Source organism: Elioraea thermophila (ex Habib et al. 2022), assembly GCF_003336755.1.
In the GTDB taxonomy this organism is placed as follows: Bacteria; Pseudomonadota; Alphaproteobacteria; order Acetobacterales; family Acetobacteraceae; genus Elioraea; species Elioraea thermophila.
The window spans coordinates 141,719-165,638 of sequence record NZ_QMDI01000006.1 but is presented as its reverse complement, the minus strand read 5'-3'; the positions used below and the strand labels follow the sequence as shown (position 1 = coordinate 165,638).

General features: G+C 70.7%; 22 protein-coding genes. 13 read left to right on the top strand and 9 right to left on the bottom strand.

Features of this window, described 5'->3' with window-relative positions:
* Positions 1–25 precede the first annotated feature (25 nt).
* The 4 genes from fdh3B to DWB05_RS10580 all read left to right on the top strand — a co-directional run bounded on the left by fdh3B (position 26) and on the right by DWB05_RS10580 (position 3,596).
* Positions 26–622, top strand: a complete 597-nt coding sequence (fdh3B, locus tag DWB05_RS10595; RefSeq protein WP_114377177.1) for a formate dehydrogenase FDH3 subunit beta — start codon at positions 26–28, stop codon at positions 620–622.
* A gap of 68 nt (positions 623–690) precedes the next feature.
* Positions 691–1,743, top strand: coding sequence for a formate dehydrogenase subunit gamma (locus DWB05_RS10590; RefSeq protein ID WP_114377176.1), 1,053 nt, complete (start codon positions 691–693; stop codon positions 1,741–1,743).
* A gap of 73 nt (positions 1,744–1,816) precedes the next feature.
* The gene (gene mobB / locus DWB05_RS10585) at positions 1,817–2,335 is read left to right on the top strand and encodes a molybdopterin-guanine dinucleotide biosynthesis protein B (protein WP_114377175.1); all 519 of its coding nucleotides are present in this window, start codon (positions 1,817–1,819) and stop codon (positions 2,333–2,335) included.
* A gap of 4 nt (positions 2,336–2,339) precedes the next feature.
* Complete coding sequence (locus tag DWB05_RS10580; RefSeq protein WP_114377642.1) at positions 2,340–3,596, top strand: molybdopterin molybdotransferase MoeA; 1,257 nt, start codon at positions 2,340–2,342, stop codon at positions 3,594–3,596.
* Positions 3,597–3,599: 3 nt separating this feature from the next.
* Here DWB05_RS10580 and DWB05_RS15245 read toward each other — a convergent pair whose 3' ends face one another.
* From DWB05_RS15245 to DWB05_RS10570, 3 genes are all read right to left on the bottom strand, one after another.
* Complete coding sequence (locus DWB05_RS15245; protein ID WP_269815574.1) at positions 3,600–3,725, bottom strand: hypothetical protein; 126 nt, start codon at positions 3,723–3,725, stop codon at positions 3,600–3,602.
* An 88-nt stretch (positions 3,726–3,813) separates the two neighbouring features.
* Positions 3,814–4,464 carry a molybdenum cofactor guanylyltransferase MobA gene (mobA, locus tag DWB05_RS10575; RefSeq protein ID WP_232818505.1) on the bottom strand — a complete coding sequence of 217 codons (651 nt, stop codon included), beginning with the start codon at positions 4,462–4,464 and terminating at the stop codon, positions 3,814–3,816.
* A gap of 7 nt (positions 4,465–4,471) precedes the next feature.
* A complete protein-coding gene (locus tag DWB05_RS10570) occupies positions 4,472–5,356 on the bottom strand; it encodes a formate dehydrogenase accessory sulfurtransferase FdhD (RefSeq protein WP_114377173.1) in 885 nt (294 codons plus the stop codon).
* Positions 5,357–5,412: 56 nt separating this feature from the next.
* On the opposite strand from DWB05_RS10570, the gene DWB05_RS10565 reads away from it, so the two are divergent.
* From DWB05_RS10565 to DWB05_RS14700, 4 genes are all read left to right on the top strand, one after another.
* Positions 5,413–6,192, top strand: a complete 780-nt coding sequence (locus DWB05_RS10565; RefSeq protein WP_114377172.1) for an SDR family NAD(P)-dependent oxidoreductase — start codon at positions 5,413–5,415, stop codon at positions 6,190–6,192.
* Between the two features lie 34 nt (positions 6,193–6,226).
* Positions 6,227–6,679 carry a SufE family protein gene (locus DWB05_RS10560; RefSeq protein ID WP_114377641.1) on the top strand — a complete coding sequence of 151 codons (453 nt, stop codon included), beginning with the start codon at positions 6,227–6,229 and terminating at the stop codon, positions 6,677–6,679.
* Positions 6,680–7,142: 463 nt separating this feature from the next.
* Positions 7,143–8,312: a cyclophane-forming radical SAM/SPASM peptide maturase GrrM/OscB gene (gene grrM, locus DWB05_RS10555; protein ID WP_114377171.1), complete on the top strand. Its 1,170-nt coding sequence runs from the start codon at positions 7,143–7,145 to the stop codon at positions 8,310–8,312.
* Positions 8,309–11,239, top strand: a complete 2,931-nt coding sequence (locus DWB05_RS14700; protein WP_157967170.1) for a hypothetical protein — start codon at positions 8,309–8,311, stop codon at positions 11,237–11,239. Before grrM ends, DWB05_RS14700 begins: the two co-directional genes overlap by 4 nt.
* Here the strand turns inward: DWB05_RS14700 and DWB05_RS10540 are convergent.
* Genes DWB05_RS10540 through DWB05_RS10530 form a run of 3 tightly spaced genes read right to left on the bottom strand, consistent with a single transcriptional unit; the run spans position 11,154 to position 14,593 of the window.
* Complete coding sequence (locus tag DWB05_RS10540) at positions 11,154–12,083, bottom strand: sugar phosphate isomerase/epimerase family protein (RefSeq protein WP_114377168.1); 930 nt, start codon at positions 12,081–12,083, stop codon at positions 11,154–11,156. The two genes, DWB05_RS14700 and DWB05_RS10540, sit on opposite strands and share 86 nt — an antisense overlap.
* 23 nt (positions 12,084–12,106) lie before the next feature.
* Positions 12,107–13,936 (bottom strand): ATP-dependent zinc metalloprotease FtsH, encoded by a 1,830-nt coding sequence (gene ftsH / locus DWB05_RS10535; RefSeq protein ID WP_114377167.1) that lies wholly within the window; start codon positions 13,934–13,936, stop codon positions 12,107–12,109.
* A gap of 21 nt (positions 13,937–13,957) precedes the next feature.
* Positions 13,958–14,593, bottom strand: coding sequence for a pyridoxamine 5'-phosphate oxidase family protein (locus DWB05_RS10530; RefSeq protein ID WP_232818504.1), 636 nt, complete (start codon positions 14,591–14,593; stop codon positions 13,958–13,960).
* Here DWB05_RS10530 and DWB05_RS10525 point away from each other — a divergent pair.
* The 3 genes from DWB05_RS10525 to DWB05_RS10515 are packed head-to-tail and all read left to right on the top strand — an operon-like array spanning position 14,592 to position 16,041.
* Entirely contained in the window at positions 14,592–15,149 is a 558-nt protein-coding gene (locus DWB05_RS10525) for a hypothetical protein (RefSeq protein ID WP_114377165.1), read from the top strand. The two genes, DWB05_RS10530 and DWB05_RS10525, sit on opposite strands and share 2 nt — an antisense overlap.
* 55 nt (positions 15,150–15,204) lie before the next feature.
* Complete coding sequence (locus DWB05_RS10520) at positions 15,205–15,594, top strand: DUF6152 family protein (RefSeq protein ID WP_232818503.1); 390 nt, start codon at positions 15,205–15,207, stop codon at positions 15,592–15,594.
* A gap of 6 nt (positions 15,595–15,600) precedes the next feature.
* Positions 15,601–16,041 (top strand): hypothetical protein, encoded by a 441-nt coding sequence (locus DWB05_RS10515; RefSeq protein WP_114377164.1) that lies wholly within the window; start codon positions 15,601–15,603, stop codon positions 16,039–16,041.
* Positions 16,042–16,047: 6 nt separating this feature from the next.
* Here DWB05_RS10515 and bhcR read toward each other — a convergent pair whose 3' ends face one another.
* A complete protein-coding gene (gene bhcR, locus DWB05_RS10510; protein ID WP_114377163.1) occupies positions 16,048–16,863 on the bottom strand; it encodes an HTH-type transcriptional regulator BhcR in 816 nt (271 codons plus the stop codon).
* Between the two features lie 215 nt (positions 16,864–17,078).
* On the opposite strand from bhcR, the gene gcl reads away from it, so the two are divergent.
* Entirely contained in the window at positions 17,079–18,914 is a 1,836-nt protein-coding gene (gene gcl / locus DWB05_RS10505; RefSeq protein ID WP_114377162.1) for a glyoxylate carboligase, read from the top strand.
* A 58-nt stretch (positions 18,915–18,972) separates the two neighbouring features.
* On the opposite strand, the gene mutL is transcribed toward gcl, so the two are convergent.
* Positions 18,973–20,685, bottom strand: a complete 1,713-nt coding sequence (gene mutL, locus DWB05_RS10500) for a DNA mismatch repair endonuclease MutL (RefSeq protein ID WP_114377161.1) — start codon at positions 20,683–20,685, stop codon at positions 18,973–18,975.
* Entirely contained in the window at positions 20,685–22,334 is a 1,650-nt protein-coding gene (pgi, locus tag DWB05_RS10495) for a glucose-6-phosphate isomerase (protein WP_114377160.1), read from the bottom strand. Before pgi ends, mutL begins: the two co-directional genes overlap by 1 nt.
* 78 nt (positions 22,335–22,412) lie before the next feature.
* Here pgi and radA point away from each other — a divergent pair, with 78 nt between their 5' ends.
* Positions 22,413–23,849: a DNA repair protein RadA gene (radA, locus tag DWB05_RS10490; RefSeq protein ID WP_114377159.1), complete on the top strand. Its 1,437-nt coding sequence runs from the start codon at positions 22,413–22,415 to the stop codon at positions 23,847–23,849.
* Positions 23,850–23,920: the final 71 nt, after the last annotated feature.

Below are 23,920 nucleotides of genomic sequence, written 5' to 3'. Positions count from 1 at the left end.
CGGGGCTCAGGGAGGAGTTGCGACAATGGCCCGCATGAAGTTCCTCTGCGACGCGGATCGCTGCATCGAGTGCAACGCCTGCGTCACGGCCTGCAAGAACGAGCACGAGGTACCCTGGGGCATCAACCGCCGGCGCGTCGTCACCATCAACGACGGCAAGCCGGGCGAACGGTCGATCTCCATGGCGTGCATGCACTGCACCGACGCGCCCTGCGCCGCGGTCTGCCCGGTGGATTGCTTCTACACCACGGCGGATGGCGTGGTGCTGCACTCGAAGGACCTGTGCATCGGTTGCGGCTACTGCTTCTACGCCTGCCCGTTCGGCGCGCCGCAGTATCCGCGCCTCGGCAACTTCGGCAGCCGCGGCAAGATGGACAAGTGCACCTACTGCGCCGGCGGGCCGGAGGCGGACAACACCCCGGCCGAATACGCGAAGTACGGCTCGAACCGGCTTGCCGAAGGCAAGCTGCCGATCTGCGCCGAGATGTGCTCGACCAAGGCGCTGCTCGCCGGCGACGGCGAGATCATCGCCCAGATCTACGCCGAACGCGTGACCACGCGCGGCTACGGCTCGGGCGCCTGGGGGTGGCGCACGGCGTACAAGGACATGGTGTCGGGCTGATCGGCCCGATGGCGCGGCGGAAGCCCCGGCTTCCGCCGCCTTCGTCTCGACGCGGGAGGAATGACCGCATGACAAGCTTCGCACGGCGGCTCCGCACCCTGGCGGTAGCGTTCGCCCTCGGCCTCGGGGCGGCGATCTTCGCCGCACCGGCCATCACCTCCACCGCCCTCGCGCAAGGCGCACCCGCCTCGCCGGCCGCGGCGCAGGAGGAACTCCTGTTCCGCTACCTGCAAACGCAGCCGCAGGGCCGCCACGGCGAACTGGTCGGGCGGGTGTCCATCCCCGACCCGAAGGCGGCGACGCTGATCCAGCCGCACGGGCGGGAGTTCCAGGAAGCTTGGCGATCGACCATGAAATGGGTGGGTGCCGTCGCCATCCTCGGCATGCTGGCGGTGATCACGCTGTTCTATCTCGTGCGCGGGCGCATCCGCATCGCCGCCGGGCCCTCGGGCCGCTACATCCAACGTTTCGACGGCGTCGAGCGGTTCGCGCACTGGCTCACCGCCTCCACCTTCATCGTGCTCGCCATCACGGGGCTCAACATCAGCTTCGGCCGGCATGTCCTGCTGCCGCTGATCGGGCCCGAAGCCTTCACCGCCTGGTCCGAATGGGCCAAGGTCGCGCACAACTTCCTCGGTTTCCCCTTCACCCTGGGCGTGGTGCTGATCCTGTTGCTGTGGGTGCACCGGAACCTTCCGGATTCGACCGACCTGGAGTGGCTCGCCAAGGGGGGCGGCCTCGTCGGGCACGCGCACCCGCCGGCGAAGAAGTTCAACGCCGGGCAAAAGATCGTGTTCTGGACCACCGTGCTGGGCGGCGCGGCGATCGCGGTGACGGGCTTCATCAAGATGTTTCCGTTCCAGTTCATCGCCACCGACGTCTACGGGATGCAGCTCGCGACCCAGATCCACGGCATCGTCGGCTTCGTGATGATCGCGCTCATCCTCGCCCACATCTACATCGGCACGCTCGGCATGGAGGGCGCTTTCTCCGCCATGGGCTCGGGCAAGGTCGACCTGAATTGGGCAAAGGAGCACCACAGCCTGTGGGTGGACGAGGTGATGAACCCGACGCGCAAGGCCTCGCTGCCGGCGGGCGCCAAAGGGGCGGGCGCGGACTGATCGCCACCCGTCCTCCTCCGTTCCGTCTCGACATGGCCGGCGGGGTGCTCCCCGCCGGCTGCTTGTTCGATCCATGACCATCTTCGGCATCACCGGCTGGTCCGGCTCGGGCAAGACGACGCTGCTCGTCCGCCTGATCCCCGCCCTGATCGCACGGGGCTTGCGGGTCTCGACCATCAAGCATGCGCACCACGCCTTCGACATCGATCAGCCGGGCAAGGACAGCTACGAGCACCGTCGTGCGGGGGCGACGGAGGTGCTGATCGCCTCGGCCAATCGCTGGGCGCTCATGCACGAGTTGCGCGGTGCGCCGGAGCCTTCGCTCGCCGACCTCCTCACCCGCCTCTCGCCGGTCGATCTCGTCCTGGTCGAGGGGTTCAAGCGCAACCCGCATCCCAAGCTCGAGGTCTGGCGTGCGGCGACCGGCAAGCCGCCGCTCTTCCCCGAGGATGCCATGATCCGCGCCGTCGCCTCCGACGGGCCGGTTCCGGACTGCGATCGCCCCGTCCTTCCTCTCGACGACGTGGACGCGATCGCCGACTTCGTCATCCGCTCGGCGGGGCTTGCGGGGCGCGCGCGCGCAGTCGGCTGAGGCGGTGGCGCAGCTCTCCGACGACTGTTTCGCCTTCGGCGGCGCGCTGATGTCGGTGGATGCCGCGCTGGCGGCGTTGCGCGAGCGTCTCGTTCCGCTGACGGGCGTCGAGACCGTGCCCCTGCGTGCGGCGGTGGGGCGGATCCTGGCCGAGGACCTGATCGCGCCGATCGACCTGCCCCCGTTCGCCAACTCGGCGGTGGACGGCTACGCGGTGCGCCATGCCGATCTCGCGCCCGACACCGACACCGTGCTGCCGGTGACGGGCCGGGTGCCGGCGGGTGGCGCGCTCGGCAGGCCGCTGCGGGCGGGCGAGGCCATCCGCATCTTCACCGGCGCGCCGATGCCGGAGGGGGCGGATACGGTGATGATGCAGGAGGATGCGGAGGTGCTGCCCGACGGGCGGGTGCGCCTGCCGCCGGGTCTGAAGCGGGGGGCGAATGCGCGCGCCGCCGGCGAGGACGTGCCGAAAGGGACGGTGGCGCTCGCGCGCGGGACCATGCTTCGCCCGCAGGATGTCGGCATGGCGGCTGCGCTCGGTTTCGCCGCCCTGCCGGTCCGCAGGCGGCTGCGTGTTGCCGTGTTCTCGACCGGCGACGAGCTCGCCGAACCCGGCACCGCGCTCGCGCCAGAGCAGGTGTTCGACAGCAACCGCTTCACCCTGCAGGCTGCGCTTGCCCGCCTCGGCTTCGCGGTGAGCGACCTCGGCATCCTGCCCGATCGGCGCGAGGCGGTCGCCCGGGCGCTCGCCGCGGCCGGGGAAACGCACGACCTGATCCTCACCTCGGGCGGGGTTTCCACCGGCGAGGAGGATCACGTGAAGGCCGCCGTGGAGTCGGCGGGTCGGCTCGACTTCTGGCGGCTGGCGATCAAGCCGGGCCGCCCCGTCGCCCTCGGCCGCATCGGGCGCGCCGCCTTCGCCGGCCTTCCCGGCAACCCGGCAGCGGTGGTGGTCACCTTCGTCCACGTCGCCAAGCCGCTCGCGCTGTTGCTTGCGGGAGCGGTGCCGAAGCCCCCCTTGCGCTTTCCCGTGCGCAGCGCGTTCCGCTACCGTAAGAAAGCCGGGCGGCGGGAGTACGTGCGCGTCAGCGTCGCCGCCGCCGAGGACGGGGTGCTGGAGGCGCGCAACTACCCGCGCGAGGGGGCAGGGCTGATTTCCTCGCTCACCCGCACCGACGGCCTCGTCGAACTCGCCGAGACGCGCACCGACCTCGTCCCCGGCGAGACGGTCGCCTTCATCCCCTGGAGCGAGATCCTCTGAGACTCAGAGCCGTACCCCGGAGGTGGAGTAGGCCGCCTCGACAGAACGCTGCAGACGGGTGTCGAGCACATACGCCGCTCCGATGGCGATCACCACGGCGGCGAGAATGGCGAGCAGGAACGACTTCATGGCGCGTGCACCGGCTGTTGTGCGTCTCCCGGCGGCGATTCTTGCCGCCTCGCGCGTCAGACGCAAGCCGCCGCGGCGGCAACCAGGCTCAGGCCGCGGGGAATCGCGCGGCGAGCGACTGCGCGATCGCCGCGTCTTCGGGGGTGTTGACGTTGAAGAACGGATCGAACGGGTCGGCCGGCCATTCAGCCACCGCCACACCGTGGCGCGCCGTCCAGCGGTCGATCTTGCGCTCCCCCTCCTCGGTCAGGGCGCGCCGAAGGTCGGCGCGCAAGGCGACCGGCCACAGCCCGATCGGCGGATGGGTGCGCCCGCCTGAGGCGGCGCAGGCGAGCGGCACACCGGCTGCCGCGCGCGCCGCGTGCAGGCGGGCGACGAGGTCGCGCGGCAGGAACGGGCTGTCGGTGGAGACGGTGACGATCCAGGCGAGATCGGGCCTCTCCGCTGCCGCCCATTCGAGGGCGGCGAGAATGCCGGCGAGCGGGCCCGCGTAGCCCGCGATCGGATCCGGCACCACGGGAAGGCCCAAGCCCGCGAAACGGGCGGGCTCGCCGTTGGCGTTGATGATGAGGCCCGCGCAGGAGGGGGCAAGCCGCGCAACGATCCGCTCCAGGATCGTTCGCTCACCCACACGAATGAAACCCTTGTCGGCTCCGCCCATGCGCCGGCCCTGCCCGCCGGCGAGCAGCACCCCGAGCGTGGGCGGATGCGCCCCGCCCGTACGTTCCGCCGCGTCCACGCCGGCCTCAGTCGTCGTCGCGCGCACCCTTGCGCCGGTGCTTCGCACTCTCCTCCTCGACATAAGCCGGGTCGAGGTCGAAGACGATGCGATGCTCGCCGGAGAGGGCGAGGAAGCGCTTGCCGCGGGCGCGTCCGATCAGCGTCAGCCCCGCTTGGCGGGCGAGTTCCACCCCCCAGGCGGTGAAGCCGGAGCGGCTGACCAGGATGGGAATGCCCATGCGTACGGTCTTGATCACCATCTCGGAGGTGAGGCGGCCGGTGGTGTAGAAGATCTTGTCGGCCGGATCGATGCGGTGTCGATACATGTACCCGGCGATCTTGTCCACCGCGTTGTGCCGGCCGACATCCTCCATGTAGACGAGCGGGCGGTCCTCGCGGCAGAGCACGCAGCCATGAATCGCGCCGGCCTCGAGATAGAGGCTCGGCATGGTGTTGATGGCGTGGGTGAGGCGATAGAGCCAGGAGGTGCGCAAGGTCGCCTCCGGCAAGCGGATGCTTTCGAACCGCTCCATCAGGTCGCCGAAGGCGGTGCCCTGCGCGCAGCCCGAGGTCAGGGTCTTCTTCTTCAGCTTCTCCTGGTAGTCGGTGGTGCGCGCGGTCCGCACCACGACGACGTCGAGGTCCGGGTCGTGCTCGACCGCCGTCACCTCGTCGTCGGGGCGAAGCATGTTCTGGTTCAGGAGGTAACCGAGGGCGAGGTACTCGGGATAGTCGCCGATCGTCATCATGGTGACGATCTCGGTGCCGTTGAGGAACAAGGTCAGCGGCTTCTCGACCGTGACCGCGGCCTCCACCTCGGCCCCCGTGTGGTCGATGCCGCGCACGCGGCGCGTCAGCCGCGGGTCGGTCGGATCGGGAACGATGCGCGGGGCGTCGCAATCGGCCTCCATGCCTGCTAGATGCGGGGGCGACGAGTGGGCTTCAAGCTCCGGTCTGGGGGAAACGGATGGCGGATCGGCTGCTCGGCAAGGTCGCGCTGGTGACGGGAGGGGCATCGGGCATCGGGCGGGCGATCGCGCTGCGCTTCGCCCGCGAAGGCGCGATCGTCGTCATCGCCGATCAGACCGACCATCCGCCCGAGGGGGGCGAGCCGACGCGGGCGATCCTCGATCGCGAGGGCAGGGCGGCGATCTTCCGCAAGACCGACCTCACCTCGGAGGCCGACACCGAGGCGGCGGTCGCCTGCGCGGCGGATCGCTTCGGCCGCCTCGACGTGCTGGTCACCACCGCGGCCATCGGCTGGGGCGGGCGGATCACCGAGACCACGCTGGAGGCGTGGGAACGCACGCTGGCGCTGGCGGTGACGGGCGTGTTCCTGGCGAGCCGCGCGGCGGTGCGGCAGATGAGCGGCCAGGTGGAAGGCGAAGACGGGGTGCGCGGGCGCATCCTTGCCGTCGGCTGCCCGACGGTGACGGCGACCGCCCCCGGCACGGCCGCCTTCGCCGCCGCCAAGGCCGCGGTGCACGAACTCGCGCGCCGCATCGCCGTCGACCACGCGGCGGACGGCATCGTCTGCAACGTGATCGACCCGGGCGCGATCGTCGTCCATCGCTCCAATCGGCCGGAGGAGGTCGCGGCGGCCGAGCGCGCCGCTGCGCGCACGCCCTGGCGCCGGCCCGGGCGACCGGAGGATGTCGCCAACGCCGCCCTCTTTCTCGCCTCCGACGAGGCGTCGTTCATCACCGGGGCGGTGCTCGCCGTCGATGGCGGGCTCGCCGCCCATTGAGGGCGGCGTCGGCGGCGCCATCTCGCCCTTCGTGATGGAACCACCCTTCGTCAGCCCGACCGAGCCCAGCCCCGAAGCCGCGATCGCAGCCATCCGCGAGGAGCTCTCCTTCTTCGACGACTGGATGGACCGCTACGAGCAGGTGATCGACTGGGGGCGGGCGCTGCCGCCCTTTCCCGAGGCTTGGAAGGAGCCCGCGCGCCGGGTCGAGGGCTGCCAAAGCCAGGTCTGGCTCGAACACCGCGTGGCGGAGGGGCGGCTTTGGCTGGCGGGGGCATCCGACGCGGCGATCGTGCAGGGACTCGTCGCCCTGCTCTTGCGCGTCTATTCGGGGCGGAGGCCGGAGGAGATCCTTGCCGTCGACCCGCGCTTCCTCATCGAGCTGGACCTGATCGGCAACCTTTCGGCGAACCGCGGCAACGGGGTCGCGGCGATGATCCGCCGCATCCGGGCGCTCGCCGAGGAGGCGAGGGCGCGGGCGGGGTGACGCTCGCGAACGAATTCGGCTTCTGGTTGCGGTTGAATTGGACCTTTGTTGACCGTCATACTGACGTGTGTGGGGCGTCAACGGGGAGCGGCCCATGGGGCGAAATCCATTTCAGGACAATCGGCGCGGGTTCTTGCTGCGCTTGCTTGTCATCGGAGCGGCTGGGGCCGCGCCGGCGACACCCGCGACCAGCGCAAGGGCGCCAACCTCAGTTGAGGCCATGGCTGACCTGAAGCGGCGCGTGGCTGCGCTTCGGCAGCGCCTGGAAGCACCCATGAGCCCGTTGACGGCCCCTAGCGACGACCCGGTCCCCCTCTACAGTGCGCAGGAGGTTCAGTTCGGTTGCAACTCCGCTGCTGTCGATGAATTGGGTCAACGAGTTCTAGCCCAATGGTGGAACTGGTGGAATAACTGGCCGAACTGGGGAAATTGGGGAAATTGGTGGCGTAATTGGTGAGGCGGGATGCAAGGCCTAACCAAATGTCGCCTTGTTGTCCTCCAAAGCACGCCATTCTGTCCGTTCGAGTGTTCGTACTGCTATCTGCCTGATCGTGATGATCGGCGCTGTATGTCGGAGCGCGTGCTCTCCGCCGTCGCCGAACAGATCCTCCATCCGCAGTGGGCCGACCCCGTGCCGTCGGTGGTTTGGCATGCCGGTGAACCGTTGGCCTTGCGTGCCGATTGGTACGACGCGGCGATGAGCCTGATCGGTTCGCGGACCTTCCCCACAGTCTCGCCACGTTGGGGGTTACAGACCAGCGGAATTGGCCTCGACGATGCTTGGCTCGCGCTTCTCCGCCGCTGGAACATCGGGATCGGCCTTTCGCTGGACGGGCCAGCGGACCTTCATGATGCGACGCGACGTACGCGAGGCGGCAAGGGGACTTTCGGCGCAGCGATGCGTGCCGTCGGTCGGCTTCGGGAGGCAGAGATCCCGTTTCACGTCATCACGGTTCTCACGCGCGCTCATCTCGGCGAGGCGGATCGGCTGTTCGACTTTTACCTCGAGGCGGGAATTCGGCGAGTGTGTTTCAACGTAGAGGAGGTCGAAGGCGCACATCGCGCGAGCTCGCTCGCTTTCGCGGGCGTCGAACGGGCGTATCGCGCCTTTCTGGAACGCTTTCTCGAGCGATGGTCGGCATGCCCGGACCGCATTTGGGTGCGGGAGTTCGCCGAGGCGATTGCACTCCTGGCGACCGACGAGCGTGATGGTTTCAACGAGCAAACCGAGCCGCTCGCCGCCCTCTCGGTCGCCGTCGACGGTGGGGTGTCGAGTTTCTCGCCAGAGTTGCTGGGTCTCGCCAGCGACCGTCACGGCAGTTTCGTGTTCGGCAATCTCCTTGAGGAGCCGTTCGCGGTCATCGCCGAGCGGATCCGAAGTTCGGAGATCGCGCGCGAGATCGCGAGCGGCGTGGCGGCGTGCCGTGCGAGCTGTTCCTACTTTCCGCTCTGTGGCGGCGGCGCGCCGGTCAACAAGTTGGCCGAACATGGAAGGCTCGATGCGACCGAGACCCTCTTCTGCCGCCTCACCCGGAAAGTCCTGTTCGACGTCGTGCTCGACGCGCTGGAGCGGGGCCTCAGGCTGACCGACGAGGCGGTCGTCGCGTCTGACGGTCAGGAGGTCCACCTGTGATCCGGCGCGCGGTCGCCTTCGTCCTGACGGCGCTCCTCGGCGCTGCCGCTGCCACGATTGTCCTGTCACGCCTCGAACCGGACAGCGGCGGCGTGGTCGTCGGCACCCCCGAAATCTACACGCGCGAACGGCTTGTAAACGACCGTCTCGACCACGTCGCGTGGATCGACAGCAGGCTGAGGGAACTCGAGGAGAAACCGGAAACGTTCCGTTCCCAGATCGTCGAGACCCAGATGGTGGCCGAGATCGTCGCTCGGTTGGGGACGGGTGAGAACAAGCCTGAGCAAGGTCCACTTCGGCGGGACGAGAAGCTGACTGGAGCAGAGGCCGCACATCGCGAACCGACCCTGGATCTGTTTCACCAGATGAACCGTTATCGCTCCATCCTGCGTGAGGAACGGACGCGGGCCATGCTCGATGACCGGCACGACATCGACGGCAGCACGCTCCTGCAACTCAACCTGGATGCCACGGTCCTGCCGCCCGCGCGTAGGATCGTCGAACCGGTTCGGTGGAGCCGCCAGATCCTGGGGCGCTCGAGCAAGGGCCATGCCGCCGTGGTGGTTAAGGTCGAGAGGGAGCCTTTCGACGCTGAACGGAATGGCTGGGCGCTGTATCGCGACTGGGCCGAGGTCATGCAGCGCGAGATCGACTTTGCGATCTTTAGCCGCCAGGCCGTCCTGTTCGACCATCCGGTGCAAGCGCCGAACCGGGGCCTCGTCGAGCTTCTTCAGTCGCTCAGGATCGCTCTCTGCGCGCAGGTTCTCACGAAGGCAGGGGCGCAGGCGAACACGAACCAAGTTGATGTTCTGGCTCGCTGCCTGGAGGATTGGCAGCAGAAATCCCTGCCAGTGACGAGAGCAGACGCGAATACCGGATCGTACCAAGATATGACGCTAGCACAGCGTCTTCGTTCTTGGGTGAAGGAAGCCGAAGAGGCTTTCAATCGCCAAGCGCGAACCCACCACGGAGAAGTGCTGAAGAAGCTAGGCAAGGACCAGTACCTCGAAGCCCTGCGGGAAGCGTTCGTTGCGATCCAAGTTGCAGCCCGGCTGCGGCCCGCGGACGAGGCAAGGAGGCAGGCCGTGCAGGAGGCCGAGCAAGAGTGGCAGGACGCGTTCGTCCGCTTGTTCGGCTTCAATGCCCTTCATGAGCATCCAGCGTGCAAGGACCGACGTTCGCACCACCTGCCCTTTGCGCTCGTCGAGATCCACCCGCAGTTCCAGCACGTGATCAAATATCTCGAGGCGCTTCGGGCGACGTCGGGTGGTCAAGTGCCGATGGCTGTAAGACTGGCCCCGTTCCTTGTGCCCGCCCGTTCGGACACCTCCTCTTCGGGAGGTGCTGCAGCGCATTCCGGTCATGCCCAAGACCTCAGGTTCCAGCCGGTGCCGGTCCCATGCCCGCCCTCGTTCGGGGCGGTGGAGGAGGCGGCTCTCCTCGTGGCGCTCATTCGCGAGGTCCGGAACTCACCGTCGTCTTCGTTCCTCGACGATCATGTCAACCGATGTTTGACCTTTGACCATCCCGCCCTGCGTCGGTCCGATGCGGAAAGCGAAGTCTCCCAGCGCCAAGCTCGCGACGACCACTGCTCGGGTTCTTCCAGCTTTACCCCCCTTCGGATCACGGTGGATCGCGGAACTATGCTCTGTGCAGCCTCCGTGGCGCGCTGGGTGGAGTTGCACCGACCTTTGCCGACCACGGGCCGTCCCGAAGAAGGGCTTCGGCTGAGCGACCTTCTCGACCTTACGATCGTCGAGGACGCGAAATCGGGCCTCGGCTGCAGTCTCCTTGTTTCTCCAGTAAGGCAGGGAGGGCCCGCCGGCAATCCAATCCTCAGGGCCGACAAGTTGATGCGGGCGCTCGACGCCATCCATGCCGAAGTCTTCGCCTACGGCTTGACCCCGCGCGCGGTGACCGAGGTCGTCTCCACCTCGCAGCGTGAGGCCTTCGACCTGCTGGTCGCAGCCAGCCGGGCCATTCGCGATGCCGATGCGCAGATCGGGCGGCGGGCAGAGCACGCCCTCCGCCGTCACCGCTCGCCGGCCGTCGTGGTTAGCTTCACCCTTCCGCCGGAGGAACGATCGGAGCGCGCCGGCATGAGAGATGCGGGGCGGGACATCTCGACCACCTTCGGCTGGGTCTTTTCAGCACCGACCGGCGACGACGACCCGGACATGCAACTGCACAATCTCGGCGCCATGGTGTCGATCCCGTCATGGTGGCGAGGGTTACGAATCACCACAATCGGCTGCTGGCTTGCGGCTGACGAGCCGGCACGAGACCTGATAGCCGTCACGGAATGGGCGCGCCGCCGAGCCGACACGCCGACCCGCACAACCGCGTACGCTTCGGTGACGACCGGTGCCGGGCATGCCGACCCGCTCCCGCCGAACTGTCGCGAGCACGTCCATCACGTCCGGGTGCCGGGCGGTACGTCGGAGTTCCTGCGTGCGCTGCGCCTGGAGATCATCCAGACACCCTATCTTCGCCCATCGAACCCTACTCGCTTGTCCGCCACGGTCGGCCGAGGGGCGCGGTTCCTATTGCAAGGTGGCCGCCTGTGGCGAAGCCCAGTGGTCACCCTGGGCGGGCAGCCGGCGGATCGCGTCCGCATCCTGCCTGACATGATGGGAATCGTGGCCGAATTCGAGTGCGTCGAGGAACCCAACGAGTTCGAGCCGCGCGAACCGGCCTCGGCGCATGGAGGTCCTTCTCCCATGCCCCCGGCGCGCCCGGACTGGGAGGGACACCGTGAATGGAGTGTGCCTCTTCGCATCTTCACGAGCGAAGGCACGACGCAACCGATCATGGTTCACGTCATCGCCCCGCCAAGCGACCTCAGGATAACGACCCAACCCGGACAGGGAGTGTGCCCGAAACGCGGTGCGCGAGCTCCCGCAGCGCCGCCACCGTCTCCGGGATGAAGCGGAAGAACTTCGGCGCGAGCTCGTAGATCAGCACGCTGCCCTCCCGCAACGGCACGAGGGCGAGAAGGTCCGCCAGCGGAACATCGCCCCAGCCGGGTGGTGCGTGCAGGTCGGCCACCCCGAACGCCAAGGCCTCGCCGTGGCCGGGGACACGGATGCCGTCGGGGTGGCCGAACTGATCCTGCACGTGGACGTGCACCACATGCGGCGCCATCGCCCGCACGCTGGCGGCGAGGTTCTGCTGGCGAGTGCGCGCCGTCATCGCGGCATGCCCGAGATCGAGCGTCGCACCGACCTGCGGATGCGCCACACGCTCGAGCTGGGCGGCGATGCCCCAGGCGTCGTGCGTCTCGGGAATGGAGGAGATCGGCGGCAGGTTCTCGAGCGCGAGCGTCACCCCGCGCCGGCCTGCCTCGTCGCCGAGCCGCTGCAGCGCCTCAACCTCCAGCGCGCGACGCCGCTCGAACTCCACCGCCGCCAGCCCTTTCGGCCACACACCCCCGTGCACGATGAGCACGGCGGCGCCGAGCGCGGCGGTGACCTCGATGAAGGCCCGCGCCACCGCGACGTGGCGGTCGTGGTGGTCGGCATCCATCAGGTTCAGGCCCAGAGGCCCGTGCATGGTGTAGCGGAGGGTAAAACGAGCGAGCACGCGCCCGATCGCCTCCACCTCCTGCGCCTTCACCCGCCCGCCGCACACGGTGAAGCCGTTCTGCAGGGAAATCTCGGCCGCGGTGCAGCCGGCGGAGACGAAGCGGTCGAGCTCGCGCGGGAGCGCGTCGGGCTCGCAGGGGCCTTCGGTCGAGAGGCCGCAGAAGACGGGCGGGACGTGCGGGTCCATGCCCGTCCTCTAGCGCAGGCGGCTCAGGCAGCGGATGACACCGCGGTGTCGTTGCGTGCCTGAACCGGCTTCGGCAGGTCCTCGGGGCCGAGCGTCTCGCGCCTGAGCAGCTCCGCCGCCAGCCGGTCGAGCTCGGCGCGGCGTTCGGCGAGGATCGCCCTCGCCCGCTCGTGCGCCTCGCGCACCAGCTCCTTCACCGCGAGGTCGATCTCGCGTGCCGTCTCCTCCGAGAAGCGCCGCCCGCCCCCCTCGATGGGCAGGCCCAGGAAACGGCTCGTCTCCGTCTCGTAGGCGACCTCGCCCAGCTTTTCCGTCATGCCGTAGCGGGTGACCATGCCGCGCGCGATCTCGGTCGCGCGCATCAGGTCGTCCTGCGCCCCGGTCGAGATCTCGCCGAAGACGAGGTCCTCCGCCGCCCGTCCGCCGAGCAGAACCGCCATCCGGCCCTTGAGGTCGCGTTCGGTGAGCAGGAAGCGATCCTCCGTCGGCCGCTGCAGCGTGTAGCCGAGCGCGCCCACCCCGCGCGGGATGATGCTCACCTTGTGCACCGGGTCCATGCCGGGGATGGACAGCGCGACCAGGGCGTGGCCGAGTTCGTGGTAGGCCACACGACGCCGCTCGTCCTCGTTCATCAGTCGCGACCGACGCTCGATGCCGGCGACGATGCGCTCGATGGCGAGCGTGAAGTCCTCCATCGTCACCGCGGTGCGCTTGGCGCGCGTGGCGGCCAGGGCCGCCTCGTTCACCAGGTTGGCGAGATCCGCCCCCGTGAAGCCCGGCGTCAGGCCGGCGAGCGCGTCGAGATCCACGCCGGGCGCCAGTTTGATCTTGCGCACGTGCACGGCGAGGATGTCGCGCCGCCCCTTCTTGTCGGGCCGGTCGATCGTCACCTGGCGGTCGAAGCGCCCCGCGCGCGTCAGGGCGGGGTCGAGGATCTCGGGCCGGTTGGTGGCGGCGAGCACGATGATGCCGACCGAGGGATCGAAGCCGTCGAGCTCGACGAGCAGCTGGTTCAGCGTCTGCTCCTTCTCGTCGTAGCCGCCCGAGATCGGGCCCGCGCTGCGCGCCCGCCCCAGCGCGTCGAGTTCGTCGATGAAGATGATGCACGGCGCCGCCTGGCGGGCCTGCTCGAACAGGTCGCGCACCCGCGCGGCGCCGACGCCGACGAACATCTCGACGAATTCCGAGCCCGAAATGGAGAAGAACGGCACGCCCGCCTCGCCCGCCACGGCGCGGGCGAGCAGAGTCTTGCCCGTGCCCGGCGGCCCGACCAGGAGCACCCCTTTCGGCGGGCGCGCCCCCAACTGCCCGTAGGTCTCCGGGTCCTTGAGGAAGGCGACGATCTCCTCCAGTTCGGCCTTCGCCTCGTCGCAGCCTGCGACGTCGGCGAAGGTGACGCCCGTGTTCTTCTCGACGTAGACTTTGGCCTTCGACTTGCCGACCGACATCAGGCCCCCGAAGCCGGCGCGGTCGGCGAAGCGGCGGACGACGAACCACCAGAGGCCGAAGAAGACCAGCGCGGGCAGGGTCCAGGAGAGGATGTTGGTGAGGAAGGTGTTGGGCACCGCGCCGGTGAAGGTGACCCCACCCTTGAGCAGCTCCTCGGCGAGATCCTCATCCACCCGCTGGGTGACGAAGAACTGCCGCCCGTCCTGCGGCTCGCGGAACCGCCCGGTGATGGTGGTCTGCCCCACCCGGGCCTCGGCGATCTTGCCCTCGGCCACCAGCTTGCGGAACTCGGAATACGGAAGCGTCTCGGTCTGGCGCGAGGCCTGCAACAGGTCGGTGATGAACAGATAGGCGAAGATCGCGGCGAGAACGTACCAGAGGTTGATCTGCGTGCGTTTCTCCACGGCGAGCCACTCCGCTTGGCGTCACGGCACGAGCCAGGTTGCGCGCGGCTCGTCGCCCTCCCAGGCGAACCCTGCGCGCAAGTGGCCTTCGGCGGCAAGGGCAAGACGATCGATCGTCATCACCCTGACCCGGATGACGGCGAAATGGGCGGCCCCGTCGCCGTGCGCGACGTCCTCGGGGGCGGCGATCGGCGTGCCGGGCGGCAGGCGCGTCGCGTAGTCGCGCCGCGCGGCGGCGGGGGTCGCGGCCCAGGCGCGGGCGTGCTCGGGCCCCTCGTGCAGGACCTCGGCGCGGCCGCGCAGGCGAAGCTGCACCCGCGCGCGGGGGTCCCAGAACACGAGGGTGACGCGGGGGTCGCGCGCGAGCTCGGCCGCCTTGGCGCTGCGCCGGTCGGAGTGCAGGCGAAGCGTGCGCGTGGCGGGGTCGGCAGCGCGCAGCACCACCGTGCGGGCGTTCGGCGCGCCGTCCGCCGCGACGGTGGCGAGCACCGGCGTGCGCCAGGGGTGGCGACGGTCGGCGGCGGCGCGCACGAGGCCGCGCCAAGTGTCGTCGAGCAGGGCGGCGAGGGTCGAGTCCATGGCCAGCGCATGACACTGCGGCGGCCGTCGCGCCAGCGCGGTTGCACCGCCGCGCTGGCGCGCCGATATGCCGGGCATGGACGCGCTCGCCGAACGGATCCTCGACGCCGCACTCGATCGCGCCGCCTTCGAGGGCTGGCCCAATCTCCGCCTGCACGACGTGGCGGGCGAGGTCGGCATCACCCTGCCCGACCTTCTCGCCCGCTTCCGCGATGCGGACGCGATCGCCGATGCCCACTTCACCCGTCTTCTTTCCCGCATGCTCGCGCCCCCCGACAACCCCGCCGAGTTCGTGCTCGCCCCCGCGAGGGAGCGGGCGGAGACCGTGCTGATGCGCTGGTTCGCCGCGGCGGCGGAGCGGCGCAAGGTGACGCTGGAGATGCTGGCGGTGAAGGCGTGGCCGTCGCATCCGCACACCTGGGTGCCGATGGTGTTCAACCTCTCGCGCCTCATCCACTGGGTGCGCGAGGCGGCGCGGCTCGATCGCGGCGGGGTGGCGCGCATGGTGGAGGAGGTCGGGCTGACCAAGACCTTCCTCGCCGGGCTTGCCGCCTTCGCGCTGGATCGGACGGAGGATCTGGCCGGCACGCGGCGCGCCATCCGCTCCGCCCTCCGGTTCGTCCCGCTGGCCTGACGAGGGCGGCGGCTCCGTCACGTCCGTGTGCGGATGGGTTTTCCCGATCGCGGCGATGGGCGAGGCTCGCGGGAGGGACAGGGGGGTCGCCACGAACGGTGGTCGCCTGCTGCTTGCTGCCGCGCTCACCGCCGGCATCGGCCTGCCCGCCGTCGCCCATCACGGCTGGGGCGCCTACGACGCGCAGAATCCGCAGACCCTCACCGGCACCATCGAGCGCATCGCCTTCGCCAACCCGCATGCCACGGTCTGGCTCGCCACCCAAGGCAAGACCTGGGAGGTGGTGCTCGCTCCGCCCTTCCGCATGACCAACCGTGGCCTGACCGAGGCGGGCCTCGTCGTCGGTGCGAGTGTGACGGTGATGGGCTACCCGCATCGCGAGCGGGCGGAGGAACTGCGCGCGGAGTGGATCAGGGTCGGCGAGCGCACCACGCAGCTGCGCTGAGCCCCGGTGGGCGGGCACGGGGAGGCGGGCGTCGGGCCCGCTTGGGCCGTCGCGCTGGAAGCCTCCGCCCTCGGCCGCTTCGCCCGCGAGGACCTGCTGCTCTATCCGGCCGCCTCGGTGCTGCACGTGCTCGGCGTCGGGCTGCTGGTCGGCGCCATCCTCGCCTTCGACCTGCGCGTGCTGGGCTTCGGCCGGGCTGGTCAGCGCGATGGCGGCGAGCGGAGCGGCCGGCAGCAGGCCGGTCGTTCGCGCCACGCTGCGGCCGGACAGGTCGGCCGTGGCGGCCGGTGCCGTGGCTGCACGGCACGGCAAGGCATCACGCAGGGTTCTCGTTTCCCTGCCTCCCCAACCTGCGGACTGCGGAGCCCCCCGCCCGTCGTCACGCTCAAACGCGACGGTCATCTTCCGACCGGTTGCAAGGGGTGTTTTGCGTGGAGGCCGGGCTGATGCGAGCTATCCGGCCGTCCGCCCGCCGATGGCGCGGGTGACGTCCTCCGCCGCCCGCGCCACCGCGGGGCCGAGTGTGAGCACCTGCGCCTTGGTCAGGCGCACGGTGGGGCCCGAGATGGACAGGGCGGCGACCGGGGCCCCGGTCTCGTCGCGGATGGCGGCGGCGACACAACGCATGCCCTCAAACCGTTCCTCGTCGTCGATCGCGAAACCCCGCGCGCGCGTCTTGATCAGGTCGCGCGCGAGCGCGGTACGGTCGGCGAGGGTGCGGTCGGTGAAGCGCTCGAGGCTGAGGGTGGCGAGCCGCCGCTTCAGCGCCTCGTCGTCGAGCGCGGCGAGGATCGCCTTGCCCGCGCCGGAGGCGTGGTAGGGGCTCTTCGTGCCGGGGCGGAAAAAGGCACGGATCGGCGCGTGGGTTTCGACCTGCGCGACGAACAGCACGGCGTCGGGTTCGGGCAGTGCGAGGTTGGCGGTCTCGCCGGTGGCGGCGACGAGGGCCTGCAGGGCGGGGCGGGCCCGGTCGGTGACCTTGCGGCGGGCGAGGAAGGCCGTGCCGATGCGGAAGGCTTCCGCCCCGATGTGCCAGGTCTGGGCCGGCTCCTCGAACTCGACGAGGCCGTGGTGCTGCAGCGTGGTGAGGATGCGGTGCGTCGAGGAGGGCGGAAGCCCGGCGGCTTCGGCCGCGGCGGTCAGGCCGAGGCCGGGCCGTTCGGCGAGCAGGCGGAGCAAGGCGACCGCGCGATCGAGGGTGACGAGCGGGGCCTCGTTCGGCGTGGCGGCGAGACGGGGGCGTCCGCGCGGGCGTTTCTGCACCGTCATGGCGGGGGCTTGTTGCCACCGGCGCGCGGGCTCGTGAAGCGGAAAATCCTTCCGCGCTGCGTCGGAAAATCCTGCCGGAAAATCGCAAGACATTGGAACGGCAAGGCTTTCCTGGCTCTGCGGCCTGCGCGGAAAATCCTTCCGAAAAAATTGCGCGGCGGGCGAGGCTCAGGCATTGACGCGGCAGCAGACAGGGAAGGAGAGGAGACCGTCCGATGCCCAAGATGCGCGCCGTCGATGCCGCCGTGCTGGTGCTGGAACGCGAGGGGATCGAGTGCGCCTTCGGCGTGCCGGGGGCGGCGATCAACCCGCTCTACTCCGCGCTGCGCGCGCGGGGCACCATCCGCCATATCCTTGCCCGCCATGTCGAGGGCGCCTCCCACATGGCGGACGGTTACACCCGCGCCAAGCCGGGCAAGATCGGGCTGTGCATCGGCACCTCGGGCCCGGCCGGGACGGACATGATCACCGGCCTCTACACCGCGCAGGCCGACTCCCTCCCCATCCTCTGCATCACCGGCCAGGCGCCGCGCGCCAAGCTGCACAAGGAGGACTTCCAGGCGGTCGACATCGAATCGATCGCCAAGCCGGTGACCAAGTGGGCGGTGACGGTGCGCGAACCCGCCCTCGTGCCGCGCGCCTTGCAGCAGGCCTTCCACCTGATGCGCTCGGGCCGCCCGGGCCCGGTGTTGATCGACCTGCCGCTCGATGTGCAGTTGGGCGAGATCGAGTTCGACATCGCCACCTACGAACCGCTCCCCGTCTACAAACCCGCCGCCACGCGTAAGCAGATCGAGGCGGCGATGGACCTGCTCGAGCAGGGCGAGCGGCCGCTGATCGTCGCGGGGGGAGGCATCATCAACGCCGATGCCGCCGACCTGCTCGTTCGCTTCGCGGAACTGACCGGGATCCCCGTCATCCCGACCCTGATGGGCTGGGGCGCGATCCCCGACGATCATCCGCTGATGGCCGGCATGGTCGGGCTGCAGACCTCGCACCGTTACGGCAACGCGACCTTCCTCCGCTCCGACATGGTCTTGGGAATCGGCAATCGCTGGGCCAACCGCCATACCGGCTCGATCGAGGTCTACACGAAGGGCCGGCGCTTCATCCATGTCGACATCGAACCGACCCAGATCGGCCGCGTCTTCTGCCCCGACTTGGGGATCGTCTCCGACGCCAAGGCGGCACTCGCCCTGTTCGTCGCGGTGGCGGAGGAGCGCAAGCGCGCGGGGCGGCTGCCGGATCGTTCGGCCTGGGCGGCCGAATGCCTGCACCGCAAGCGGGTGATGCAGCGCCGCAGCCATTACGACGACGTGCCGCTGAAGCCGCAGCGCGTGTTCCAGGAGATGGTGGAACATTTCGGCGACGACACCACCTACGTGACCACCATCGGCAACGGCCAGATCCAGGGCGCGCAGTTCCTCAAGGTGTTCCGCCCGCGCCACTGGATCAATTGCGGCCAGGCCGGCCCCTTGGGCTGGACCCTGCCGGCCGCACTCGGCGTGCGCGCCGCCGACCCCGACCGGCGCATCGTCGGGCTTTCCGGCGACTACGACTTCCAGTTCCTGATCGAGGAGCTCGCGGTCGGCGCGCAGCACCGCCTGCCTTACGTGCACGTGGTGCTGAACAACGCCTATCTGGGCCTCATTCGCCAGGCGCAACGCAACTTCAAGATGGACTTCGAGGTGAGCCTCGCCTTCGAGAACATCAACATGAAGGACGGTTCGGGGCCGACCGGCTACGGGGTCGATCACGTCGCGGTGGCGGAAGGGTTGGGCTGCAAGGCGATCCGGGTGGAGAGCCCGAACGCGATCCGCGGCGCGCTGGCCGAGGCCGAACGGCTTGCCGCCGAACACCAGGTTCCAGTGGTGGTTGAGTTCGTCGTCGAGCGTCAGACCAACGTCGCCATGGGCACGGAGATCGACGCCATCAACGAGTTCGACGACACGCTCTGCCTCGATCCGTCACTGTCGAAGGAGAACGGCTGGGTGCCGGCGCCGGAGACGATCGAGGCGACCCGGCAGGAGGTGCTGGCGGCGGTCGGGTGAGCGCGACCGTGCTCAGGCGGCCGGCACCGGGCGCGGCGCGGGGCCGAAACGGTTCCCATCAACGCCGGCCGAACAGGCGTTCGAGGTCGGCGGCCTCGAGGCGGATCCAGGTCGGACGGCCGTGGCTGCAGGTGCCTCCGTTCGGCGTGGTCTCGAGCGCGCGCAGGAGCGCGTTCATTTCGGCCTCCGTCAGGCGTCGCCCGGCACGGATCGAGCCGTGGCAAGCCATGCGCGCCAGCACCGCATCGAGCCGCTCCGCCAGGGCACGGCTCTCCCCGCTTTCGGCGAGCTCCTCGGCGAGATCGCGCACCAGCGCCGCCGCATCGCAGCCCGAAAGGGGGGCCGGCACCGCCCGCACCAGCACCGCACCGCCGAAGGGTTCGACGACGAGGCCGAGCCGCGCCAGCGCCTCGGCCCGCGCCAGCACCGCCTCGGCCTCCCCGGGCGAGAGTTCCACCACGGCAGGCACGAGCAGCGCCTGCTTCGCAACACCGCCGGCAGCCAGCGCCTGCTTGAGCGCCTCGTGCCGGATGCGTTCGGCGGCGGCGTGCTGATCGACCAGGATCAACGCCCCGTCCGCCGTCTCGGCGAGGATGTACGTCGCGAGCAGCTGCGCCCGCGCCGCGCCGAGCGGGTGCTCGACGGGGGCGGGGAGAGGAACCGGCGCGGGGCGTGCGGCCGGCGGGGCGGTGAGGGGAAGGGCGGGGGCCTCGGCCAGAGCCGGGGCGGCCGCGCGCGGGGCGGCGAAGCGGAAGGCCGGCGGGCGGAGGGGCACCGGGGCCACCGTGCGCGCCGCCCCCAGCGCCTCGCGCACGGCGGCAATCACGAAGCCCCGAACCGCCTCGGCGTCGCGGAAACGAACCTCGGCCTTCGCCGGGTGCACGTTCACGTCCACCGCTTCCGCCGGCAGGTCGAGGGCGAGCACCGCGACCGGATGGCGCCCGACCGCGATCGCGTCCCCGTAGGCGACGCGCAGGGCGGTGCGCAGCAGACGATCCGTCACCGGGCGGCGGTTCACCGCGAGGTGCTGGTCCGCTTGCGTCGCCCGCGTCAGGCTCGGCGGGCCCACCCAACCGGCAAGGCGCAGCGCGCCCTTTTCGGCGGCGAGGGCGATGGCGTGGCGTGCCATCTCCTCGCCCAGCAGGTCCGCCATGCGACGGAACGGCTCCCCGGCCGCCAAGGCCAGCACCTCGCGCCCGTCCACCGTGACACGGAAGGCGACCTCGGGGTGGACGAGGGCGAGGCGGCGGAGGACGGCGAGCGCGGCGTCGGTCTCGGCGCGCGGGCTCTTGAGGAACTTCAGTCGGGCGGGGGCGCAGAAGAAAAGGTCGCGCACCGTCACGCGCGTGCCGAAGCCGGCGGCGGCCGGGCGCACCGGCCCCTTCACCCCCGCCTCGACGGTGATCTCCGCGCCTTCCGGCGCCCCGCGCGGGCGGGAGATCAGGGAGAGCCGGGCGACCGCCCCGATCGAAGGCAGCGCCTCGCCGCGGAAGCCCAAGGTGGCGATCTCGATCAGCCGTTCGTCGGCGAGCTTGGAAGTGGCGTGGCGTTCGACGGCGAGCGGCAGGTCCTCCGCCGCGATGCCGACCCCGTCGTCCTCGACCGCGATCCTCTCCACCCCCCCGCCCTCGAGGGTCACGGAGATCCGCCGCGCTCCGGCATCGAGGGCGTTCTCGACGAGCTCCTTCACCACCGAGGCGGGGCGTTCCACCACCTCGCCGGCGGCGATGCGGTCGGCGACCGCGGGCGGCAGGAGGCGGATCGCGCCCATCAGCCGAGCCTGCCGAGAAGCCGCACCGCCCCGGCCGAAGCAGGATCGAGCCCGCCGGTGTCGCCGGTGGCGAGCGCCTGCTCGAGAGGTCCGGCAAGACGCTTGCCGAGCTCCACCCCCCATTGGTCGAAGGCGTCGATGCGCCACAGCGCCGCCTGCAGCGCCACCGTGTGCTCGTAGAGGGCGAGCAGCGCGCCGAGATGGAAGGGGTCGAGCCGCGGCAGGTGGAGGAGGATGGAGGGCCTCTCACCGGGGAAGGTGCGGTGGGGGGCGAGGGCGAGGTCTTCGCCCTTCGCCCGGGCCTCGGCTTCGGCCTCCGCCTCGCTTCGCCCGAGCGCGAGTGCCGCTCCTTGCGCCAGCGCATGGGCGAGCAGGATGCGGTGGTTGTCGGCGAGGGCGTGGTCGGGGCGGGCGATGAGGATGATGTCGGCGGGGACGATGTCCGTGCCCTGGTGCAGCAGTTGCAGGAAGGAGTGCTGGGCGTTGGTGCCGGGTTCGCCGAACACCACCGGCGCCGTAGGATACGGCACGGGTCGTCCCGCCTCATCCACCCGCTTGCCGTTCGACTCCATCTCGAGCTGCTGCAGCCAGGCCGGCAGCCGGGCGAGGCGGGAGTCGTAAGGGAGGCACGCATAGGCGCGGTGGCCGCAGAAGGTGGCGTGCCAGGTGTGGGTGAGCGCCAGCAGGAGAGGGAGATTGCGGCGCGGACGCGCGGTGACGGCGTGGCGGTCCATCGCCTCGGCCCCGGCGAGCAACCCGGCGAAGGCGTCCCAGCCGCGGGCGAGGGCGATCGCCGCCCCGATGCTCGACCAGAGCGAATACCGCCCGCCGACCCATTCGCCGAAGGCGAAGATCCGGTCGGGGGCGATGCCGAAGGCCTCAGCCGCGGCCGGGTTGGCGGTGAGGGCCACGAGGTGCCGGGCCGCCCCCTCCTCGCCGATGGCGCCGGCGAGCCAGCCGCGCACCGCGCGCGCGTTCGCCATCGTCTCCTGGGTGGTGAACGACTTCGAGGCGACGAGCACGAGGGTGCGGGCGGCGTCCAGCCCGGCGAGCGTGGCGGCGAGCCCGTGCCCGTCGACATTGCCGACGAAGCGGGCGGCGAGCCGGGGGCGAATGGCGGCGAGCGCCTCGGTCGCCATCGCCGGGCCGAGGTCGGAGCCGCCGATGCCGAGGTTGAGCACCGCGGCGAACGGCACGCCCGAGGCGGTGGTGATCGCGCCCTCATGCAGGGCCTGCACGAAGGCGCGCAGACGGTTCCGCTCGCGCTCGATGAGGGCGGAGGCGTCCTGCCAGCCGTCGGGGGTCTCTGCGCGGATTCCCGCCCCGTCGGGGGCCCGCAACGCGGTGTGCAGGGCGGCGCGCCGTTCCGTCGCGTTCACCATCTCGCCCCGCATCTGCCGCTTCAGCCCGCCGATCAGGTCGGCCGCCTCGGCCAGCGCGAGCAGGTCTTCGAGCAGCGCCTCGTCGAGGGCGGTGCGGGAGAGGTCGAGCACCAGCCCCGCGCCCGAGGCGGAGAGGCGGGCGAAGCGGTTGGGGTCGCGGCCGAGCTTGCCCCGCACGCCGCGCGAGGCCGGGTCGGCGGCGCGGGCGGCGAGCCGGGCCCAGATCTCCTCACGGGCGGTGGGGGGCTGAGGGGCGGAGTCGGGCATCGCCGGCAGTGTCGCACGGGCCGAGGGCCGGCGGGGAGGGGCTCGACAGGCGCGGGCGACCGGGCTTAGGGCAGGCTCATGCCGAAACCCGCCACCCGCTTCGTCTGCACCGCCTGCGGGGCGGCCTTCGCCAAGTGGGCCGGGCAGTGCGGCGCCTGCGGGGCGTGGAACACCCTCGCCGAGGAGGCCGTCCCACGGCCGGGGCCCCCGGGCAGCGGGGCGGCGGCGCTGGGTGGGCGGGCGGTGCCGCTCGTCGGGCTCAGGGGCGAGAGCGAAGCCCCGCCGCGGCTTGCTTCGCGCATCGCCGAGCTCGATCGGGTGTTGGGGGGCGGCTTCGTCCCCGGCTCCGCCGTGCTGGTGGGGGGCGATCCCGGCATCGGCAAGTCGACCTTGCTCCTGCAGGCGGCGGCCTCCCTCGCCCGCGCCGGCCGGCGGGTGCTCTACCTCTCCGGCGAGGAATCCGTCGATCAGATCCGGCTGCGCGCCGCCCGGCTCGGTCTCGCCGAGGCTCCCGTCGCGCTCGCTGCCGTCTCCGCGCTCCGCGACCTGCTCGCCACGCTGGAAGCCGAGCCCCGGCCCGATCTCGCCATCGTCGACTCCATTCAGACCGTCTGGCTGGAGGAAGTCGGAGCAGCACCCGGCACGGTCGCCCAAGTGCGAGCCGCCGCGGCGGAGCTGATCCGCGCGGCGAAGGCGCGGGGCTTCGCGCTCGTGCTGGTCGGCCACGTCACGAAGGAGGGCGCGCTCGCCGGCCCGCGCGTGCTCGAGCACCTGGTCGATGCGGTGCTGTATCTCGAGGGCGACCGCGGCCATGCCTTCCGCATCCTGCGCGGGGTGAAGAACCGGTTCGGCGCCACCGACGAGATCGGCGTGTTCGAGATGACGGCGCGGGGCCTCGCCGAGGTGGCCAACCCCTCCGCCCTCTTCCTCGCCGAGCGACGTGGCAACGTATCGGGCTCGGCGGTGTTCGCCGGGGTGGAGGGGACGCGCCCGGTGCTCGTCGAGATCCAGGCTCTGGTGTCGCGGCGTGCCGGCGAGGGCCCCGCCCGGCGCGCCGTGGTGGGGTGGGATCAGGGCCGGCTTGCCTTGCTGCTCGCCGTGCTGGAGGCGCGCTGCGGGGTGTCGTTCGCCGACCGTGACGTGTTCCTCAACGTCGCCGGCGGCCTCAAGGTCAGTGAACCGGCGGCGGATCTCGCGGTGGCGGCGGCGCTGGTTTCGGCGCTGGTCGATCGCCCGACCGAGGCCGACTGCGTCTTCTTCGGCGAGGTGGGGCTGTCGGGCGAGGTGCGCATGGTCGGCCAGGCCGAGGCGCGGCTGAAGGAGGCCGCCAAACTGGGGTTCGCCACCGCCTGCCTGCCGAAGCGGGTGGCCGGGCGCGGCCGGGCGCTCGCTGTGCCGGAGGGCTTGCGCCTGTGGGAGGTGGGGCATCTCGCCGACCTGGTGGCCGCGCTCGCCTTCCCTGAGCGGCGAGCGGGCCGGGAGGAGGCTCCCCGGCCCGCCGTGCGCCGATCCTGAGGCAGACGTTCAGCCGCGCCAGTGGAGGGCGACCGGGCCTTCGACGCCGCGCTTTCCCCGGCCACGGCCCT

What these genes read in the sequence shown, in the direction of transcription:
- DWB05_RS10520 (WP_232818503.1), top strand. Translation starts at nt 15,205, where the DNA reads ATGGGCGAGGCTCGCGGGAGGGACAGGGGGGTCGCCACGAACGGTGGT.
- DWB05_RS10540 (WP_114377168.1), bottom strand. Translation starts at nt 12,083, where the DNA reads ATGGACCCGCACGTCCCGCCCGTCTTCTGCGGCCTCTCGACCGAAGGC.
- bhcR (WP_114377163.1), bottom strand. Translation starts at nt 16,863, where the DNA reads ATGACGGTGCAGAAACGCCCGCGCGGACGCCCCCGTCTCGCCGCCACG.
- DWB05_RS10525 (WP_114377165.1), top strand. Translation starts at nt 14,592, where the DNA reads ATGGACGCGCTCGCCGAACGGATCCTCGACGCCGCACTCGATCGCGCC.
- grrM (WP_114377171.1), top strand. Translation starts at nt 7,143, where the DNA reads ATGCAAGGCCTAACCAAATGTCGCCTTGTTGTCCTCCAAAGCACGCCA.
- radA (WP_114377159.1), top strand. Translation starts at nt 22,413, where the DNA reads ATGCCGAAACCCGCCACCCGCTTCGTCTGCACCGCCTGCGGGGCGGCC.
- DWB05_RS15245 (WP_269815574.1), bottom strand. Translation starts at nt 3,725, where the DNA reads ATGAAGTCGTTCCTGCTCGCCATTCTCGCCGCCGTGGTGATCGCCATC.
- DWB05_RS10530 (WP_232818504.1), bottom strand. Translation starts at nt 14,593, where the DNA reads ATGCCCGGCATATCGGCGCGCCAGCGCGGCGGTGCAACCGCGCTGGCG.
- fdh3B (WP_114377177.1), top strand. Translation starts at nt 26, where the DNA reads ATGGCCCGCATGAAGTTCCTCTGCGACGCGGATCGCTGCATCGAGTGC.
- DWB05_RS10570 (WP_114377173.1), bottom strand. Translation starts at nt 5,356, where the DNA reads ATGGAGGCCGATTGCGACGCCCCGCGCATCGTTCCCGATCCGACCGAC.
- gcl (WP_114377162.1), top strand. Translation starts at nt 17,079, where the DNA reads ATGCCCAAGATGCGCGCCGTCGATGCCGCCGTGCTGGTGCTGGAACGC.
- DWB05_RS10565 (WP_114377172.1), top strand. Translation starts at nt 5,413, where the DNA reads ATGGCGGATCGGCTGCTCGGCAAGGTCGCGCTGGTGACGGGAGGGGCA.
- DWB05_RS10590 (WP_114377176.1), top strand. Translation starts at nt 691, where the DNA reads ATGACAAGCTTCGCACGGCGGCTCCGCACCCTGGCGGTAGCGTTCGCC.
- pgi (WP_114377160.1), bottom strand. Translation starts at nt 22,334, where the DNA reads ATGCCCGACTCCGCCCCTCAGCCCCCCACCGCCCGTGAGGAGATCTGG.
- mutL (WP_114377161.1), bottom strand. Translation starts at nt 20,685, where the DNA reads ATGGGCGCGATCCGCCTCCTGCCGCCCGCGGTCGCCGACCGCATCGCC.
- mobB (WP_114377175.1), top strand. Translation starts at nt 1,817, where the DNA reads ATGACCATCTTCGGCATCACCGGCTGGTCCGGCTCGGGCAAGACGACG.
- DWB05_RS10560 (WP_114377641.1), top strand. Translation starts at nt 6,227, where the DNA reads ATGGAACCACCCTTCGTCAGCCCGACCGAGCCCAGCCCCGAAGCCGCG.